Consider the following 19996-nt stretch of genomic DNA (forward strand, 5'->3'; position numbering starts at 1 on the left):
GGTGGCCTGCGACTTCAAGGGTTCCTTCGACGACGATGATCCCAACGTCGATCGTCTGGGGCTGCCAGATGATCTGGATACCTCCAGCTACTCCAGTTTCGAGCAGGAGGTGAACTCGCTGCGCACCTACCAGGGCCAGTCCGACGTGTTCGTCGTCAATGAAGCGGGCAGCATAACCGCCATGACCTTCGGCGGCGGGGCCAACGCCCTGGTGACCGAACTGCTGGGAGACGCGGCCACCATCTCCTCCGACTTCGGCGGTAACCCGCCCTACGCCAAGATGCACGACATCAGCCGTATCGTTTACAAATATTGGCTGAAGCAGTCCAACGTGCTCTTCATCATCGGCGGCAAGGCCAACAATACCGATATCTATGAGACCTTCCGCGCCATGGCGGATGCGTTGCGGGACCATTTCAACGCTCATGGCCCGACCCCGCTCTACGTGGTGGTGGGAAGGGGCGGCCCCAACGTAATCCGCGGCATGGGCTATATGCAGGATACCCTGGATGCCTTGGGCATTCCTTACCAGATGTTCGGCTTCGACTCCGCCATGAGTGAGGTGGTCAACTTCGCCCAGGCGGCCAACGATTGGATGACACAGGGCGGCCGCGACACCATCGCCAAAAAACTGGGTATCTCCTGAGAGCCGTTCAAGATATTCACAAAGCATTTCCGGACATGGCCGGTACAAAAGGCCGTGTAATAACGAGGGAACCAAAATCATGCATCCGCAAGGTGTAGCCGCCTTTCCCCACTACTACGTGGGCATCAACTCTCTGTCGGAACTGGCCACCAAAGATGACCGGGTCTGTGTCCTCAACATCACCGGTGGTGAGAGCCGTACCGTAACCCCTGTGAGCCACATCTACTCCGGCGGCAATATCGTCTGTGGAACCGCCCCCGGGCGCTCCGGCTCCAAGATGAAGACCGCCATCGGTGAAATCCCGGTCTACGACAACGTGGCCGAGGCCGTTGACGACGGCTGTGAATTCAATGTGGCGGTGGTCTATCTACCGCCGTCTGGCGTGCGTGACGGGGTGATCGAGGCGGTGCGGGTCAACCCCAATCTGAAAAAGATCGTCATCCTCACCGAGAAGGTGCCGGTACGTGACGCCCGCGTCATCCGCGCCATCGGCCAGATGCACGGCATCGATATCTTCGGCGCCAACTGTCTTGGCCTGGCCGACGCCCACAACCATATCCGCATCGGCGGCGCCTTGGGCGGCAGCGCCCCGGAGGAGTCTCTGCTCCCCGGCTCCGTGGCCATCTACTCCAACTCCGGTAACTTCACCACCACCATTGCGGTCTACCTGGCTACCGCCGGTTGGGGCAGCACAGTCTCCTTCTCCTCCGGCAAGGATCTCTACATCCACTACTCCGCGCAGGAGTGGACCTACGCATTCCACAACGATGACCGCTCCAAAGCCGCGGTGATGTATGTCGAACCAGGCGGCTACTATGAGCGTGATCTCGAATTCGAGAAGCCGGTGATCGCGTGCGTGGTGGGCCGCTGGAAGGCAAAACTGACCAAGGCCTGCGGTCACGCCGGCGCCATCGCCGGTTCCGGTGACAATGCCGTCGCCAAGGAAGAGTGGTTCATGGAGAAGTTCGGCGTCGACGCCATCTTCACCCCGGACAACCCCGTCTGCTCCGAGAAAGGCGCAGTCGTGGTCAACATTGCCCACATCCCGGCCGCCATGACCGCCGTGATGGAGAAGCGAGGCGCCAAACCTGACTTCGAACCCGTGGGCGACCTCTCCCTCAAGTGCTGGTTCAGCAACACTCAGGGAATCGACCTGCCGGATCACCTGAATCCGCCGGTGGTAGAGGCGATGGCCCCCTACAACGAGCAGATCGCCGGCCTCAGCGAGCAAGTGGGCATCGTCTTTCCGCGTCAGACCATGAAGGACGCCTCTGGCGCTTCCATGATGGACCCCAAGACCCAGGTGACCAGAGTCCATGGCACCAGCGTGCTGGACGCCTCCACCCACAGTTTCGAAGAGAACCTGGTGCAGAGCCTGATCCGCGAGTACCCGGATGAGAATGGCACAGCCCTGGCCAACGTCGCCCTGAACGCCTTCGTCAACCAGGCGGGCAGCATCGGCCTGGCGGCTACGGACGCCTCCCGTGAGGCGGGCAACAGCCCCAACACCGCGCTAGCGACCGCCGTCGCCATGGTGGGCCCAAAGGAGGTGGAGGCCTCCCGCAACGCTGCCACCACCATGATGGAGCTGTTCAAGAAAGCAGGCATCGAAGATCCGACCGACACCAGCGCCGATATCTCTGAGCAGCTGGAAGCCGCTGACCCGTCGATCTTCGTCTCCGACAACGCCTGTGAACGCGGAACCGCCATGCTGGCCGCCATCGAGGCACGGGGCGCCAAGTCGATCTTTATCGATTTCTTGAAGGCCCTCGCCGAAAAGGCCGGCGGACATGTTCGTGGACAGGTGGTCCTGGCCGCTATTACCGTGCATCTGGCCTGGAAGCCGCTGATGCGCAAGCGTCTCTCCGCCACCACTATCAGCACCATGCCTTGGCACTTCCGCATCTTCAGCACCCTGATCGGCTCCGCCGCCGGCGGCGCTCAGCAGCGTGAAGGCAGCTTCTATAGCGTCGCCGACAGCGACCTAATGAGCGGCTGGAGCTTCACCGAGACCGCCCACCTGGCGCTGCTGGGCAATCGCCCGAATGCAGAGGCGCTGTACGCCTTCTCCGTGCTGCTAGGGCTGATCATCTCCAACGGCCCCGGCACCATCTCTGCCCAGGGCGCCAAGGGCGCGGTCAGCGCCGACGGTCCCGAGGCCCCGGAACGGGTGCAGGTCAACAAAGGCTATATCGGTTTCCTCACCCATACCGGTTTCGCCCACGGCGGCAACGGCTTTGAGGCCATCGCCTTCCTACTGGACCGCTTCCGCGACTCTGGTCTGAGTGACCCCGGCGACGAAGGCCACGGCCTAGAGCTGGCCGGCATGGCCACGGATTACGCCAAGGCATACAAGGCGTATAAGACCAAGGCCAAGGCGGAAGGCAACCTCTCCTACGCCAAGATCCCCTGCGTGAACCACCCGGTGTTCAAGAACAAGGAGGTCAACTACGATCCCCGCGAGGTGTTCGTCAACGACTTGTTCAAGCAGCGCGGCAGCTACAACGTCTTCCACGAGTTCTACCATGAACTGGTCGAAGCCCTGTTCAAGACCGGCGTCAGCCGTAACGTCTACTGCGTCAACGTGGACGCCGTGATCGCGGTGATTCTACTGAAGATGCTGTGGCGGCCTTACGCGGATGGAGAGATCAGCGACGCGACCATGGAATCTGCCGCCTTCACCACGTTCCTGTTTGGCCGCATGATCGGCTCCGCCGCGGAGATCGATGACCATACCAACCGCGGCCGAAATATGGATACGCGGACACCGGCATCCCGCTGTTCCTATGTTTCCTAGCGAAGAATTTGCTGGCACCGTTCTGACTACTGAGAAAAAAGCATGACACCAAAAGCATCAAAGATTGTTTGGACAAAGACCGATGAAGCGCCCGCGCTGGCGACTGGCTCCTTTCTCCCTATCGTCAAGGCATTCACGGAGGTGTCCGGCATCACCGTCGAAACACGGGATATCTCTCTCGCGGGCAGAATTATCGCGAATTTTCCCGACCATCTGAGCGACAGCCAGAGGCAATCCGATGACCTAGCCGAGTTGGGTGAGCTGGCGAAGAGGCCAGAGGCCAATATCATCAAGCTGCCGAATATCAGCGCCTCGATCCCACAGCTGAAGGCCGCAATCGCGGAGTTGCAGTCACAGGGCTATGACCTGCCAAACTATCCCGACGAGCCGAAAGACGACGCCGAGAAGGCAATCAAGGCCCGCTACGCCAAGGTGTTGGGGAGTGCCGTCAACCCGGTTTTGAGAGAAGGAAACTCCGACCGCCGGGCGCCGACCGCGGTAAAAAATTATGCGAAGAAGAACCCGCACTCCATGGGTGCATGGAGCCCGGACTCAAAATCGCATGTTGCAACCATGAGCAGCGGGGATTTCTGTGCCAACGAGCAATCCGTGACCATGGCCGAGGCAACCGATGCCCGGATTGAGTTTATCGACAACGATGGCAGCACCTCTGTACTGAAGGAGAGCGTCCCCCTGGAGGCGGGTGAGGTGGTCGATGCCACCTTCATGAGCAAAAAGGCGCTAACCCAGTTCCTCGCCGAGCAGGTGGAAGACGCCAAACAGAAGGAGATATTGTTCTCACTGCACATGAAGGCGACCATGATGAAGGTCTCTGACCCGATCATCTTTGGCCACTGCGTCAAGGTCTTCTACAAGGATGTGATCGAGAAACACGCCGATACCATCACCGAGCTGGGGGTCGACTTCAACAATGGCGTCGGCGACCTCTACGCCAAGATCGAAGGCCTGCCGGCGGACAAAAAGGCCGAGATCGAGGCCGACATCGAGGCGCTCTATGCCGAGCGTCCAGCCATCGCCATGGTCAACTCCGACAAAGGCATCACCAACCTACATGTACCCAGCGATATAATCATCGACGCCTCGATGCCCGCCGCGATTCGCGCCTCAGGCCAGATGTGGGGTCCAGACGGCAAGCAGCACGACACCAAGTTCGTGATCCCGGACCACAGCTACGCCCCGCTCTACCAGGCCACCATCGAGAACTGCATCGCCAACGGCGCACTGGACCCGGCCACCATGGGCACGGTTCCCAATGTGGGTCTGATGGCAAAGAAGGCGGAGGAGTATGGGTCACACCCCACCACCTTCGAGGCCCCTGGCGACGGAATTATTCGTGTCGTTGACAGCAAGGGTCAAACCATCCACGAGCAGGCAGTCGAGGAAGGCGATATCTGGCGCATGGTGATGGTCAAAGACGCCCCGATTCAGGACTGGGTGAAACTGGCGGTGACCCGCGCACGAGCGACCGGTTGGCCGGCGATCTTCTGGCTCGACGATGACCGCGCCCACACTGCGGAACTCAAGAAAAAGGTTGAAAAATACCTGAAAGACCACGATACCGAGGGGCTGGATATCCGCATCATGGGCGTCTACGAGGCGGCGAAACTCTCCATTGAACGCATGCGGGCGGGAGAAAACACCATCTCCGTAACCGGCAACGTGCTGCGTGACTACAACACCGATCTCTATCCGATTCTCGAAGTCGGCACCAGCGCTAAGATGCTCTCCATCGTACCGCTGATGAACGGTGGTGGACTGTTTGAGACGGGAGCTGGCGGCTCAGCGCCCAAGCATGTCCAACAGTTCCAACAAGAGGGGCATCTCAGATGGGATTCCCTGGGCGAATTCCTGGCGCTGGCAGCATCCCTGGAACATCTGAGCACCGTATCCGGCAATAAGAAGGCCCAAATCCTGGCGGATACGCTGGACAAGGCGACCGGCGAGTTCCTCGACAACAACAAGTCACCGTCCCGCAAGGTGAATGAACTAGACAACCGGGGAAGCCACTTCTACCTCACCCTCTACTGGGCGCAGGCGCTGGCCGAGCAGACCGAGGACACAGAGCTTCAGGCGCGTTTTGCCACACTGGCGCAGCAGCTTGGAAACAATGAAGCAAAGATCATCGAAGAGCTGAATGCAGCCCAGGGGCAGCCTGTCGACATGGGCGGTTACTTTCGCCCAGATGCGGAAAAGATGCTAAACGCCATGCGGCCCAGTGCCAGCTTCAATGCAGCACTGGATGCTCTTGGTTAAGGCAGCTGGAAAAATCAATCAGCCAAGATTGCGCCGGACAGGGTTTCGTATTCAAGGCTCGAAGAAGGCGAATAGTGGACGATTCAACCGACCAGCAATACAGGATACGAACTGGAGACAAACGGCAAGCGCTTTTACGAACGTGCGGCATCCGTGACCAACGACGAACTCGAAAAAGCCAAGCGCCCCGGCCGCCCTGCGTCCGGGCGCTTGGTGGCCGCGTTGGAGCACTGTGGAACCGGGGCGTGGCGTCCGACTCCCACACCCGGCTGGCGCACGCCGTGTCGCGGCCACCATTTCGCTGATTTGGGGCGCATAGAGGGTCCTACGCAACGACAAATCCACCTGGAGCGGATTTGGACCGTGCGGCGACCTCGACGGGGGCGCATCATAAGCAACGGGGAAGAACGAAGCGAAGGGATCTGGACCGCTCTCCTGCTTTTGCAGCCGGGTCACCCATAATCCGGCAAGCGCCTAGGATCCCCTCGCTGGGATTTATCGGAATCAAAATTTATTGGCGCTGAATCAGACAATAATTGACGTAAACCAAATTTAAGCACTCCAAAGGAGGAGCAAAATGAAGCCTTTGAATTTGACGGAGAAAATCCTGCTCGACCACTTGGTGGATGAGAATGAGCTGCCAGCGCCCGGCAGTGTCATCAAGATCAGGGTGGACGAGGCCTTCACACAGGACGCCACCGGCACCATGTGCATGCTGCAACTGGAGGCAATGGGCGTCAAACGGGTCAAGCCGCTCTCCGTCAACTTCGTCGACCACAGCATGTTGCAGGTCGGGTTTCGTAATCCGGACGACCACGAATATCTTAAGACGGTGGCCCAGAAGCTGGGTATCGTCTACTCCCCAGCGGGTACCGGCATCTGCCACTTTCTCAATATGGAGAACTTCGTCAAGCCTGGAATGACCGGCGTGGGCGCGGACAGCCACACCGTGAACGCCGGCGGCTGCGGTGCCATTTTCATGGGCGCCGGTGGTTACGACGTGGCCCTGGCCATGGCCACCGGCGAGTACAGCATGCCCATGCCAAAGGTGGTCAAAGTCAATCTGACCGGCGCTCTGAAGCCAGGCGCGATGGCTATGGACGTTATCCTGAAGATGTTGGAGATCAACGGCGTCAAGGGCGGCAAGGGCGTCATCTTCGAATATGCAGGTCCGGGCGTAGCCAGCCTCTCCCTCACCGAGCGCGCCACCATCACCAATATGGGCGCCGAGATGGGCGCCACCACCTCCATCTTCCCCAGCGACGAACGCACCCAGGAATTCCTGGAGAGCCGCGGACGCGGTCAAGACTACCAGCCCCTGGCGGCCGACGAGGGCGCCGAGTACGAGCGCGTCATCGACATCGACCTCTCCGCCCTGGAGCCGTTGATCGCCATCTACCCCTCTCCCGGCAACGTGGAGAAGGTGGCGGACCGCGCCGGCACCAAGATCAACCAGGTCTCCGTAGGCAGCTGCACCAACAGCTCCTACGAGAACATCGCCTCCTTCGCCGAGTTGCTGAAGGGCAAGCGCGTCACCGTGGACACCCTGCTCTATCCCGGCTCCCGTGCCGTGGCCATGCAGTTGGCCGAGTCCGGTTACCTGACCTCCTTGTACGCCTCCGGCGTCCGCATCCAGGAGAACGGCTGCGGCGCCTGTATCGGTCAGGGCGGCTCCCCGGTGAGCAAGGGCATCTCCCTGCGCACCTTCAACCGCAACTTCCCCAAGCGTTCCGGCACCGCCGACGCCGAGGTCCATCTGGTCAGCCCACTGGTGGCGGCGGCCAGCGCCCTCGCCGGTGAGATTACCGTGCCCCAGGGAAATGTGGAGTTCAAACAGTCGCCGGCAATCCTCGACACCGACTCCTTCATCATGCCCCTGCCCCCAGCGGAGGCGGAGAAGGTGGAAGTCATCCGCGGCCCCAACATCATGGCTCTGCCGGACTTCGACCCCCTGCCCGACACCCTAAAAGGCGAGGTTCTGCTGAAACTCGGCGACAATATCAGCACCGACGACATCCAGCCCGCCGGCACCTTCCTTCCGCTGCGCTCCAACGTCAAGGAGTACGCCATGCAGGCCACCTTCAATCAGGTGGACCCGAGCTTCTCCACCCGTGCCTGTGAACACCGCGACGCCGGCGGTCACGGCATCATCGTCGGCGGCGAGAACTACGGCCAGGGCAGTTCCCGCGAGCATGCGGCGCTCTGCCCCCGCTGGCTGGGCGTACGCGCCGTGGTGGTCTCCCAATTCGCCCGCATCCACGTGGCCAACCTGGTCAACTTCGGCATTGTGCCCCTGACCTTTGCCAACGAGGCGGACTACGACAAGATCAAGCAGGGCGACACCGTCTCCATCGACGTCTCCGACCTGGAAGGGGATCTCTTCTTGGAGGTCAACGGCGAGCGGATCCCGCTGAATCCGGCCTTCGAGCCCGGTGACGTGGGCCCCCTAAAGGCCGGCGGCGCGCTGCCCCTATTCAAAATGACCTATAAAGGATAAGCAATCATGGCCATGAAGATTGGTATCCCAAAAGAGTGCCACGAAGGGGAGCAGCGGGTTGCCGCCACCCCCGAAACTGCCGAACGGCTCCGGAAACTGGGCTTCTCGGTGGCTATCGAAGCGGGCGCCGGAGCTGAAGCGAACTTCAGCGACGATGCCTACCGTGAGGCGGGTGTCGAAATCGTGGAGGACACCAAGACCCTGTGGGGCGAATCTGACATCGTGCTCAAGGTGCGCGCCCCGGAGATCGACCACCAAGCCTGCCGGGACGAAACTGAACTGTTGCGCGAGGGTGCCACCCTCATCAGCTTCATCTGGCCGGCACAGAACCCGGAACTGATGGAAAAGCTGAAGGCGCGCAAGGCGACGGTGCTGGCCATGGACAGCGTGCCCCGCATCTCCCGCGCCCAGAAGCTGGACGCCCTGAGCTCTATGGCCAACATCGCCGGCTACCGCGCCGTGGTGGAGGCCGCCAACAACTTCGGACGCTTCTTCACCGGCCAGATCACTGCCGCAGGCAAGGTACCACCGGCCAAGGTTTTGGTCATCGGTGCCGGCGTGGCCGGTCTAGCCGCCATCGGCGCGGCTGGCTCCATGGGCGCCATCGTGCGCGCCTTCGACACCCGCCCCGAGGTTAAAGAGCAGGTGGAAAGCATGGGCGCCGAGTTCCTGATGCTGGACTTCGAAGAGGAGGAGGATGGTTCCCCGGGCACCGGTTACGCCAAGACCATGAGCAAGGAGTTCATCGAGGCGGAGATGAAGCTGTTCGCCGAGCAGGCGATGGATGTGGACATCATCATCACCACTGCCCTGATTCCCGGTAAACCGGCCCCCGAACTGATCACCGCTGGCATGGTGGAATCGATGCACGACGGCAGCGTGATCGTGGATCTGGCCGCCGAGCAAGGCGGTAACTGCGCCCTGACCGAACCGGGCAAAGTGACAGTGAAACACGGCGTCACCATTATCGGGTACACCGATCTGCCCAGCCGTTTGGCCGCTCAGTCCAGCCAGCTCTATGGCACCAATCTGCGTCACTTGCTGACCGATCTGACCCCGGGGAAGGATGGTGAGATCGTGGTGGATATGGATGACGACGTGATCCGCGGCACCACCGTGATCAAGGAGGGTGAGATCACCTGGCCGCCCCCGCCGATCCAGGTCTCTGCTGCCCCGGCCAAGCCGGCAACGGCCGCTGCCGCGCCTCCGGTGGAGAAGGAGGAAGAGAAGAAGAGCAGCCTGGGCGGCGCCATCGGTCTTGCCGTCGGCGGCCTACTGCTGGCGGGACTGGGCCAAGTAGCGCCCGCGGCTTTCCTGAGCCACTTTACCGTCTTCGTGCTGGCCTGCTTCGTGGGCTACATGGTGATCTGGAATGTGACTCCAGCCCTGCATACACCTCTCATGAGCGTGACCAACGCCATCAGCGGCATCATCGTCATTGGCGCCCTGGTGCAGGTATCCAGTTCGGATGCACTGGTATGGATATTGGGCGCGGTTGCCATTCTCATCGCGACCATCAACGTGTTCGGTGGGTTCTTCGTATCCCAACGGATGCTGCAGATGTTCCGCAAATAAAGGGGTTTGGAAATGACTGAAGGCGTTTTAACAACGGCCTATCTGGCCGCAAGCATCCTGTTCATCCTAGCCCTGAGTGGTTTGAGCAACCAGGAGACCGCCCGCCGCGGCAATATCTACGGCATCATCGGCATGCTGATCGCACTGACTGCCACCATCGCGGGCGCCCAGGTCACAAGTTACGGCGTCCTGGCGGTCTGCATGAGCATCGGTGCCGTCATCGGCATCATCGTGGCGGCACGGGTACAGATGACTGCCATGCCGGAACTGGTCGCCATCCTGCACAGTTTCGTCGGTCTGGCAGCGGTGCTGGTGGGATTCGCCAGCTACCTGGACCCCACCCTCCACTATACCGGGGTCGAGCGGACCATCCATGATGTGGAGATCTTTCTCGGGGTGCTCATTGGTGCGGTGACCTTCACAGGTTCCGTTATCGCCTTTGGCAAATTGAGCGCGAAAATCACCAGCAAGCCACTGTATCTGCCGGCCCGCCACTGGCTCAACCTGGGTCTGGGACTGCTCTGCGTCTGGCTGGGTGTCGAATTCGTGGGGGCGGAAACCGCCGCGGCCGGCACTATCCCCCTGGTGATCATGACCCTCATCGCCTTTGCCTTCGGGGTCCATATGGTGATGGCCATCGGTGGAGCGGACATGCCGGTGGTGATCTCGATGCTCAACAGCTATTCGGGCTGGGCGGCAGCGGCTACTGGCTTCATGCTGTCCAACGACCTGCTAATCGTCACTGGCGCACTGGTAGGCTCCAGCGGCGCCATCCTCTCCTACATCATGTGCCGCGCCATGAACCGGCAATTCCTCAGCGTCATCGCCGGCGGTTTCGGTGCGGCAGAAGGGACGGCTGCCACCAGCGGCGAAGTGCATCAGGGAGAGGTAGTGCCCGTCCTGGCAGACGAAACAGCGGAAATGCTCAAAAACGCGAAGAGTGTCGTCGTGGTGCCGGGGTATGGCATGGCTGTGGCCCAGGCCCAGCACGCTGTCTGTGAGATTACCAAGAAGCTGCGGGCCAAGGGTGTCAATGTGCGTTTTGCTATCCACCCGGTGGCGGGGCGTATGCCAGGCCATATGAATGTCCTGTTGGCCGAGGCAAAAGTGCCCTACGACATCGTCCTAGAGATGGATGAGATCAACGACGATCTGCCCGATACAGATGCGGTACTGGTCATAGGCGCCAACGACATCGTCAATCCCAGTGCGCAGGATGATCCGAGCAGCCCCATCGCCGGCATGCCGGTACTGGAAGTCTGGAAAGCGGGCACGACCGTTGTTATGAAGCGCAGCATGGCCACGGGCTACGCCGGGGTACAGAATCCTCTGTTCTTCAAGGACAACACGCGCATGTTGTTCGGCGATGCAAAAGCAAGTGTAGAGGCCATTCTGGCCAATATCTAAACGGCAGATGTCAGTCGCGGGGGAATTCGTGAGCATTCCCCCGTGACGATATCAGTTCGGAAATTCGGGATGCGATCCCTTGATCATTCATCCTGTTCTGCAAGGAGATCCTGATGGCAAAAGCCCCCGTTCGAGTCGCCCTTACCGGTGCCGCAGGCCAGATCGGTTACGCACTGCTGTTCCGCATCGCCGCCGGCGAGATGCTGGGCAAGGACCAGCCCGTCATCCTGCAATTACTGGAAGTGCCGCACGAACGCGCCCAGCAGGCCCTCAAGGGCGTCATGATGGAATTGGAGGACTGCGCTTTCCCGTTGCTGGCAGATATTATCGGTACCGATAATCCCAAAACCGCTTTCAAGGACGCCGACCATGCCCTACTGGTCGGTGCCCTGCCGCGTGGCCCCGGCATGGAGCGCAAGGATCTACTGCTGAAAAACGCCAAGATCTTCATCGAGCAAGGCAGAGCGCTGGAGGAGGCGGCGTCCCGCGACATCCATGTGACCATCGTCGGCAATCCCGCAAACACCAACGCCCTGATCGTCATGAACACGGCAAGGAGCCTGCCGCGGGAAAACTTCAGCTCGATGATGCGCCTGGATCACCACCGAGCCATCTCCATGCTCGCCAGCAAGGTCGGCGAGCCGGTGGACTCCGTAGAGCAGATGGTAGTCTGGGGCAACCACTCTCCATCCATGTATCCCGACATCCGTTTCGCTAGCGTCGCCGGCCGGGAAGCATCCAAGCGGATCGACGAAGCGTGGTACAGAAACGAGTTCATTCCGAAGGTCGGCCAGCGGGGGGCCGCCGTCATCAAGGCGCGCGGACTCTCCTCCGCCGCTTCGGCCGCCAACGCCATCATCGCCCACACACGCGACTGGGCGCTGGGCTCCTCAGGCCGTTGGGTGACCATGGGCGTCGTCTCCGATGGCTCTTACGGCATCCCTGAGGGTCTGGTCTTCGGCATGCCCTGCATTTGCGAGCAGGGCAAATGGGAGGTGGTGAAAGGTCTCGACATCGACCCCTTCTCCCGCCAGATGATGGATCGATCACTGGCCGAGCTCCAGGAGGAGCGTCGCACCGTCCATGGCGAATTGCAGATTATCGTCTGAATATGAACACTTAGCCGGTCTTGTTTCCGAAGGCAACCTTCCCTACTAGTACCCCGCCATGCAAAATCTGCTGGTGTTGCTCGCCCATCTCTTTTGCAACGCTCACCAATCTCCTCGGACCTGACGGGGCCAAGGCCATCGTTGCCGACAGCCTTCTCAGAAACAGCAGCACCTGGAGGCAGTAGCAACAGAAAGGCGGCGTCCCTCAGCTGAGTCGACGCCAGAGAGGGGCGCAGCACTCAACCTCGCCTGTTCGGAAGAGCGCCTAAACCGGCGCAGCTAGCGCGACAGCCGGCCAAAGAACTCACGCCGTGAGAGCTCTTTCTGCCAGGGGCAGTCGCGCTGCAGCTTTTTCATGTTCTGGTCACGGGTGGTGATCACCTCGTTCCACGCCTCGAACACCGCCTCGGCGGAGTCGTACTGCAGCATGTTGAGGGCGATGGGCTGCAGCAGATAGTGGCCGAGTTGTGGATGGTAGTTGAGGTGGGCGCGCTGGTTCTGTCCAAGCATCGCCAGTTCGACTGCCGGACCCAGCAACTGGTACTCCGTCTCCTCCAGCTGTTGCTGCTGCCAATCCGCCGGGATCGGAATGCCGGGATCAGAGCGCGGAAAGATCAGCCGCGACAGCATCCAGGGGGTGAGGATCAGCAGCAACCGCCAATCGTCTAGCTCGCGGTAGGCACGCAGCTGGATGCCAAGCTGGTGGTTGAGCATCAGCTCATCGGCGAAGTGTTCCTGGTAGATCGTCTGATGGGCATCGATCACCGCCTGCAGAAACGGCGTTTCCTCCAACTGCACACCGGACAGCAGCCAACCTGGGTCACTCATGACCAGCCCTATCCGCGCTCAATCCGAGCAGTTGCAGGCCCAGTGCCCGATAGAGCGCCAGCTCGCTCTGCTGGCTCAGATCGTTCGCGAAATCGGCCAGCCAGCGGCTGAGGTGCTCGTCCCAGAGACGCTGTCGCAACTCCGGTCGTTGCTGCCCATCCTCCAGCAGCGCCGCGCACTCCAGCATCACCCCCAGGTAGTCGGCGGGCATCTCACTGGAGCGCATCCCCAGCTGCGCGTAGAGCCGCTCCAGCTTCGCCACCGTCGGCCCCTGCATGGTGCCGCTGCGGTAGGCCGATTCGTAGGGGGGACAGGCGGTCTTGGGGAAACCACTGATAAACAGCCGGGTGTATTCGCCCTGCCACTGCTCTAGCGGGGTGCTACCCAGCTCCTCCGCCGCTTCTGCGAGCCAGGGGTGCTGTTCGGCCAGGCCCTGGATGATCTCCCGCGCATCCTGGTCGGGCATGGAGAGCAGCCCGGCCAAGAGCCGCAGCTGCTCGCCCGATCGTCTCATTTCATCACCAGGGATAGGCATAGACACCTGCATACATGAAGTAGTGGCGCAGCAGATAACCGCCGATCAGCACCAGCACCGAGGCAGTGATGATCGGCAGATGGCTGGCCCACCCCTTGAGCACCCCACGCAGCTCCAGAAAGAAGGGCACGATCAGGCCGAAGCCGATGAAGCCGATCAACCAACCCAAGTCGTTCCACAGCAGCCGCGCCGAGTGCATCGCCGACTCGTTGCCAGACGACATGTAGTGGTAGAAGGAGAACAGGATCACCAGTTCGGCGCTGATCAGGATCAGATCGACCCGCTCGTAGAAGTGGCGGATATGCTCGTCCTCCTCACGCTTGATGATGGTGTACATGATCAGCAGCAAGAAGGCCATCGCGGTGGAGAAGGCCGACACGGTAAACAGCAGCGGCACACCGGGGTTGTGCCAGAGCGCTACCGCCGGGAAGGATTGCAGTAGCAGGCCAGTATAGACCGCCACGCCGACACCGTTGATGGTGGCCATCCAGCCCACCACCTTGCGGAAGCGGCTCGACAGCTCGGCGATCTTCTTCACCAGCGCCAAATCGAGCAACTTGCCGACTACCGGCATCTTGTCGAACAACGGCGTCAGATACATATAGGGCAGCGCGTAGATCACTCCCCAGAACATCATCCAGACGATAAACTGGGTGCCCCAGGCGATCCATGCATCCGGTTTGGTGAAGAGGATCATCGGGTTGAGCACATAGATCACTGCCCTGTAGTCGAGCAGATGGATGAACAGCATCAGGGAGCCCAGACTCAACAGCACAATGCCGGAAAAGGCACCCCAGAGTACCAGGTCGCGGTGCGCCTTGAGGTACATGTCGGTGAGGAAGGTCACCGCCAGGGTGGCCGCACCAAGTCCGCCAAAGTAGAGGTAGATGGCAATCCACCAGGTCCAGATATCCTGGGTGTAGAAGTTCATGGTGGCGTCCATCTCAACCCCTCCTCTTCATATCGTCGATGTAGTAGACGTTGGGCCGGGTGCCCAGGTGTGGCATCAGTGGTCGAGCTACGCCGCTGGCGACCATCTGGGTGACCGGATCCTCCGGGTTGTCGAGATCGCCAAACATGCGTGCCGAGCCGACACAGGTCTCCACGCAGGCCGGTTGCAGCCCCTCCTTGACCCGATGTTCGCAGAAGGTGCACTTGTCGACACTGGGCCGTTCACGGCGATAGGCTTCGCCGTAGAACGCTTTGCCCTTCTCCACATCGTCGTAGGTGACGGCGCGGCGGGCGTCATAGGGGCAGGCCATGGCGCAGGCACGACAACCCATGCAGAGATCCTCGTCCACCATAACGATGCCGTTATCCATCTTGTAGGTAGCACCAGTGGGACAGACGCTCATGCAGGGCGGATTGTCACAGTGGTTGCAGAGCCGCGGAAAGAAGCGGCGATGCACGTCGGAACCGCTGCCGATCTCAGTGTCGTGCACATGGGTGCGCCATTCATCTTTCCAAACCGCTGTCTGGTTCTCGATGGCACAGGCGGCCATGCAGGCGTTGCAGCCGACGCAGGTATTCAGGTCTATGACCATTGCATAGTGAGTCATTGTTGTTAGCCTCCGTTACGCCTTCTGCACACGCAGGGTGAATTCCTGGGACTTGAAGCCCGCCACCACCGGTTCCACCTGGTAGGGGATCAGCTTATTGGTGGCGGTGCCCTCACCCTGGATCTGGGTCAACGCCGGGTTCTCCACGCCAAATGAGGAGTAGATGAAGAGCGTGTCAGGCCGGATCAGCCGGGTCAGGTAGGCATTGCCCTCGGCGCGCTGACCACTCAGGCTGTTGCTCAGGATGATGCGCTCGCCCTGGCCGATGCCGAGCGCCTCGGCTCGTTCCGGGTGGATCCAGACGTGTTTGTAGATATCGTTCTTGAAGCGGTTGATCGCCGCCAGTACCGGATTGTTGCTGTTGGTGGAGCCGTGTGAGACGGTCGGCGTCTTACCGTAGGTGAAGTAGAACTCATCCTCCGCCAGCGGCTCGTGCATGTTGCGACCGGTGCGACAGCTGATCGGCACATTGGTGGCCAGCGGGCTGAAGTTGGGTTCTGTTCGCCCGGCGGAACGCAGTGAGTACATGAGACCGGAGAAGAACTCGATACGACCCGAGTCAGTGGGCACCGGCATCTTGCGCGGCATGCCCGCGTGCTCGATTAGACGCACCTTGTCCTCCTCATGGTAGACCCCCCTAGTGCGCAGGGTGTGATCCAACTCCGCCGCCGACTTGTGGATCTTCTTCGCTGCCTGCTCAAAGGCGACACGACGACAGGCGGCGAGAAAGCTCCCCTTTTTGTGGATCTGCCTGGTCTCCTCCCAGTGCGCCTTTACCGGCAGCTTGGACAGCCCGGTGAGGGTCTCAATCCAGTCAAGGAAACTCTCGGTCTCGCCGGAGATGATCTCGGTCAGCTTATAGAGCATGTCCGGGGTCTCTTCGGTGTCGTAGAGTGGGTCGATCGCCGCATAACGAGTGGTCAGCGCCAGATCCTGGTTAACCCCGTTTCCGTAGACCGCCGGCTCATCTCGCTCCAGATAAGTCGTATTGGGCAGGATCACATCGGCATAGGCAGCGGTATCCGAGGGCAGCACGTCGATCACCACCACCAGCTCCATATTCTCGTGGCTTAGACACTCCTTCCAGTAGGTATCGGGGTAGTAGTGGCGCACCGGGTTGGCGGCGTTGATGATGGTGGCACGAGTCAGGTAGGGCTCACCGTTGAAGTTGACCTTGCCCTCTATCGACTCACGGAAACCGGTGTCGGTCATCACCGGCAGCGCGATGCTCTGCTCCCCCGCCTCCTTCTGTTGCGCGGCCCAGGCCCAGGTCCAGCCTGGCTTGCCGTGGGAGAAGTTTTCCCCCTTGGAGACCGCGCCGATCACCATCTTGGCGAAGTGCATGCCAGCCAGATTGGCCATCGGCGCGGCGATCTCATGGCCCGCATCGTAGGCCTTGAACATCTCCTTGGCCTTGTGGCGATACTCGGCGGCCTGGATCCAACCGCCGATGGTGTCGATGCCACCGGTCAGGGCCTGAATCATCGCCTGCACCCGACGCAGCATCATGATGTTGCCAAAGCGGGCACCGTGCCAACCAGGATCGATGATGGCGGGTCGGCTGGTGCCGAACTCCCGGGCGATACGCTCGATGGTCTCGGCTTTGATGCCGGTGGAGACAGCGGCCCACTCCGGGGTGTACTCGTGCAACTCCTCCAGCTGGGCCTGAAACACGGTCTGTACCGCCTTACCGTCCACCTGCAGGCCTTCCGGGGCCTTGAGGTCAGGGCAGAAGGTCCGCCCCTCGATATCGGTGCGGTTGTCGTTGCTGAACTTCTTCAGCGTACGCAGCTCGCGGGTACCCTCCATCACCACCTGCGGCCGACCTTCATCATCCACCAGCGGCTGCCACTCTCCGGCATCGTCCCGATAGAGCAGGAACGGCATATTAGTGTGACGCTTAAGGAAAGGCGCATCGTAGTAGCCCTCCTCCATCATCACCCGCATCATCGCCAGCAGGAAGGGCAGATCGGTGCCGGGGCGAATCGCGATCCACTCATCCGCCTTGGCAGCAGTCTCTGAGCGGCGCGGATCGAGCGCCACCACCTTGGCGCCGTTTTTGCGGCCCTGGGCGAAACGCACCATACGACAGGTGGAAACGGCACCGATCGAGGCATTATTCGCCACGAACAGGATGTAACGAGCGTTATCGAAGTCGGGCAGGATCTCGTCGTGGATGTTGAAGTTGCCGGTGACCGAGTCGGTGCCCAGGTGACCGGTGGTGACGCAGTGCTGCATCGGTGATGCGATGATATTGGGGATGCCGTTGGCCATGGCGAATGGTACCGCCCAGTTCATATAGAAGACGCAGGAGGTCCAGCCCCCCACCATGGTCCACTCCCAGTTTTTGATATCCGCATTGGTCTTCTTCTGCGCGATGTAGTCCCAGGCCTCTTCCCAGCTGGCGGCGCGAAACTTGTACTCACCCCGCTTGCTCCCCTCAACCCGGATCAACGGCGTCTTGATGCGGTCGGTATCGTAGATCTGGCGCAGCCCCGACTGACCGCGGGCGCAGATTTTGCCCCGATTGAGGGTCGAATCGGGATTGCCGGCCAGCTTGACGATACGTTTGCTGGCACCACGCTTCTCGGTCTTCACCTTGAGGTTGCAGAGCGAAGAGCAGAAGTTGCAGATGCTGTGGGTGATCTCGGTCTCGACTTCACCGTCCTCACTGGCGGCCTGGCTCACCAACCCGGCGACTGGAGAAAGCAACCCGACACCCGCGCCACCGGCGCTCGCTTTGAGAAATGAACGCCGCGAAAGGCGTGGGATCTTCCAACCCATATTCAGTACTCCGTCAGCGTTTGATACTCCGGCGATGAAGCTACCGGGAGAGAGCAGTGCTGTTATTCGTTATCTTTAGGTATCTCTGGATGGACCTGCTCGAGCAGACGCCTTCAGGGCCCTCTTAACGCACCACATACTGAGGATTTTTATTTCCACACTGTTTCCATGTCCATCGATAACCGAGGACTCATTGATTCAGATCATAATGTTTTCCAGATATAGATAGTGGTTTACCCCTATATAGGTAGAAGTTTCCTATTATCCCTATCCAGGGTGGAATGGTTGTTTTTTTATGCCAAACAGAGGAAAAAACCAGCATGCTCGCTGGAAGCGGCAAAACGAAACGCTATGATGGGCGCTCCACTCTCAACCCGGACAATCGAAATGGCTTCCCAACCCTTCAAAAAAATGGCACACGGATTGACCATCACCATGCTCGGAATCTGGGGTGTAATACTGATTGTTGCCCCGCAGGAGGTGGCCGGACTGTTCAGTACCGAACCGCTCAACCATGCCTTTGCCGGCATGATGGGCGCCGCCCTGCTCGGCCTGGCATTGATCTCGTTTGCCAGTATCAGCCACTGGATCAGTGCACCTCGGGCACTGGGGCTTGCAATAGGGATTCTGGTGGTGGAAACCACCTACCTGATGCTCGGCACCGGTTTTATGCTGGTGACGCCGCTGACCACCCTCAGCCTGGTGACTGCAGCGGCGATCAGCTTCTTTCTGCTAATCTGAGCTGGATCGCATCAGACAGCACCAGCCGGCGGCCGAAAACTGTGTTGCATGCAAGAGATTGCAACAGTTGCAGGCCAAGCTAGAGAAGCTCCGACCACCCCCCAGTCACCAAGCGGATCCTGCACTAGATCGGCCTGGTAGTAGCGTCGGTTGTCTGGATTGACCCACCGCCACATGGCTTCATCTACAGCGAGCTCAATAGCCGCATACCCTGCTGCACCACACGACCAGTTCAATCCCTCATGGGATCACCTGGTAGAGCATCAGGTAGCGCGCCCCACAGATAGATACCGGAAACCCGCAGCGAGGCCTGGTCGGCCTGTCTCAGCTCCGGGTTCTCAGCAAGCAGATGATCGGCAGCAGCCGGGTTGGCTTGGGCGATGTAGAGCCAGAGGTCGATCAGATCCCCCCCCTAAAGCGAGGATTAAGTGTACAGCGATGAATAGCGCTCACCTATATCCGGACAGCTGTCGCGAGAGAGGGTAGAGAGCAAGCTGGTCTTATATTTGGAGAAGCTGCGCCGATAGAGCTGGAAGTGGTGGGTAAGATCAAGCACCCAGGTGGGAACTTGGGTGGGGTGGCACTTGATTTCCAGGATCACGCTGTTGCCTGGGTCACCACCCCAATCGTAGATGGTCTCATCATCATACGGGACCATTCGGTGAGGGTCTGGCAGTAGATTATACGCCTCCTGATAGTAGCAGCGCATATCCATATCCATGGTCACTCGGGCGTAATCATCCACGACAGAGGCAAACGCGCGCCGACGGTACTGGGTGAGAATCTTTGGCTCAGCCGCGTAACTGGTGGCCAGTCGCAGGAACAGGGACTTATTGTCGCTATCGAGGCTCGTTTCATCCTCCCGGATCTGGTAAGCCGGATCGTTGAGAATCCCAGGCCACTCCCCCTCGCTCAGGGTAGCTCTGTACTTGATAACAACATTGGCCTTTTTCTGTTTAATCTCCAGAAAATAGGGGGGCAGCGCATCCCAGCCATAGGAACGGACACGCATATTGAAGCGGTTGTCCTTACCGTACATGCGGTTGCGCAGAAACAGGAAGTTGGGGGAATCAAAGTAGAGACTGTTGACCCGATAGAAGTTGTCCTCAGCTGCCTCCGAGTGACGATCCAACCCACAGTAGGCCAACACATAGTCAGAGACCGGCTCCACCAGACAGGAGGGAATCACATACTTTAGTTCGTAGCGTTCCAGACGTGGTGGCAGCTGCGCATCGATACTCATG

Annotated in this window: 14 protein-coding genes; 8 read left to right on the forward strand and 6 right to left on the reverse strand. The window is 60.1% G+C overall.

Annotated elements, in window-relative coordinates; genetic code table 11:
• The 7 genes from RIFP1SYM_RS08795 to RIFP1SYM_RS08825 all read left to right on the forward strand — a co-directional run.
• The coding region (locus RIFP1SYM_RS08795; RefSeq protein WP_039960127.1) for an ATP citrate lyase citrate-binding domain-containing protein at positions 1-646 on the forward strand (646 nt) is incomplete at its 5' end.
• A gap of 79 nt (positions 647-725) precedes the next feature.
• Positions 726-3443 carry a CoA-binding protein gene (locus RIFP1SYM_RS08800; RefSeq protein WP_005962054.1) on the forward strand — a complete coding sequence of 906 codons (2718 nt, stop codon included), beginning with the start codon at positions 726-728 and terminating at the stop codon, positions 3441-3443.
• A 42-nt stretch (positions 3444-3485) separates the two neighbouring features.
• Positions 3486-5717 carry an NADP-dependent isocitrate dehydrogenase gene (locus RIFP1SYM_RS08805; protein ID WP_005962055.1) on the forward strand — a complete coding sequence of 744 codons (2232 nt, stop codon included), beginning with the start codon at positions 3486-3488 and terminating at the stop codon, positions 5715-5717.
• Positions 5718-6294: 577 nt separating this feature from the next.
• Entirely contained in the window at positions 6295-8214 is a 1920-nt protein-coding gene (locus RIFP1SYM_RS08810) for an aconitate hydratase (protein WP_005962057.1), read from the forward strand.
• 12 nt (positions 8215-8226) lie between these two features.
• A complete protein-coding gene (locus RIFP1SYM_RS08815) occupies positions 8227-9789 on the forward strand; it encodes a Re/Si-specific NAD(P)(+) transhydrogenase subunit alpha (RefSeq protein WP_039960133.1) in 1563 nt (520 codons plus the stop codon).
• Positions 9790-9801: 12 nt separating this feature from the next.
• A complete protein-coding gene (gene pntB / locus RIFP1SYM_RS08820) occupies positions 9802-11196 on the forward strand; it encodes a Re/Si-specific NAD(P)(+) transhydrogenase subunit beta (protein WP_039960128.1) in 1395 nt (464 codons plus the stop codon).
• A 113-nt stretch (positions 11197-11309) separates the two neighbouring features.
• A complete protein-coding gene (locus RIFP1SYM_RS08825) occupies positions 11310-12305 on the forward strand; it encodes a malate dehydrogenase (RefSeq protein WP_005962063.1) in 996 nt (331 codons plus the stop codon).
• A 279-nt stretch (positions 12306-12584) separates the two neighbouring features.
• Here RIFP1SYM_RS08825 and hybE read toward each other — a convergent pair whose 3' ends face one another.
• Genes hybE through RIFP1SYM_RS08850 form a run of 5 tightly spaced genes read right to left on the reverse strand, consistent with a single transcriptional unit; the run spans position 12585 to position 18011 of the window.
• Positions 12585-13133 carry a [NiFe]-hydrogenase assembly chaperone HybE gene (gene hybE, locus RIFP1SYM_RS08830; RefSeq protein ID WP_005962065.1) on the reverse strand — a complete coding sequence of 183 codons (549 nt, stop codon included), beginning with the start codon at positions 13131-13133 and terminating at the stop codon, positions 12585-12587.
• On the reverse strand, positions 13126-13647 hold the full coding sequence (locus tag RIFP1SYM_RS08835) for a TorD/DmsD family molecular chaperone (protein WP_240991701.1): 522 nt from the start codon (positions 13645-13647) through the stop codon (positions 13126-13128). The genes hybE and RIFP1SYM_RS08835 overlap by 8 nt, the downstream gene beginning before the upstream one ends.
• Positions 13648-13651: 4 nt before the next feature.
• A complete protein-coding gene (gene nrfD, locus RIFP1SYM_RS08840) occupies positions 13652-14611 on the reverse strand; it encodes an NrfD/PsrC family molybdoenzyme membrane anchor subunit (RefSeq protein ID WP_005962069.1) in 960 nt (319 codons plus the stop codon).
• Position 14612: 1 nt separating this feature from the next.
• Positions 14613-15227: a 4Fe-4S dicluster domain-containing protein gene (locus RIFP1SYM_RS08845; RefSeq protein ID WP_005962071.1), complete on the reverse strand. Its 615-nt coding sequence runs from the start codon at positions 15225-15227 to the stop codon at positions 14613-14615.
• Between the two features lie 15 nt (positions 15228-15242).
• A complete protein-coding gene (locus RIFP1SYM_RS08850) occupies positions 15243-18011 on the reverse strand; it encodes a molybdopterin-dependent oxidoreductase (protein WP_005962073.1) in 2769 nt (922 codons plus the stop codon).
• Between the two features lie 387 nt (positions 18012-18398).
• On the opposite strand from RIFP1SYM_RS08850, the gene RIFP1SYM_RS08855 reads away from it, so the two are divergent.
• A complete protein-coding gene (locus RIFP1SYM_RS08855) occupies positions 18399-18752 on the forward strand; it encodes a hypothetical protein (protein WP_006475378.1) in 354 nt (117 codons plus the stop codon).
• 424 nt (positions 18753-19176) lie between these two features.
• Here RIFP1SYM_RS08855 and RIFP1SYM_RS08860 read toward each other — a convergent pair whose 3' ends face one another.
• Positions 19177-19995: a polyphosphate polymerase domain-containing protein gene (locus tag RIFP1SYM_RS08860; RefSeq protein WP_005962077.1), complete on the reverse strand. Its 819-nt coding sequence runs from the start codon at positions 19993-19995 to the stop codon at positions 19177-19179.
• Between the last annotated feature and the right edge of the window lies 1 nt (position 19996).

Source organism: endosymbiont of Riftia pachyptila (vent Ph05) (genome assembly GCF_000224455.1).
Lineage (GTDB): Bacteria > Pseudomonadota > Gammaproteobacteria > Chromatiales > Chromatiaceae > Endoriftia > Endoriftia persephonae.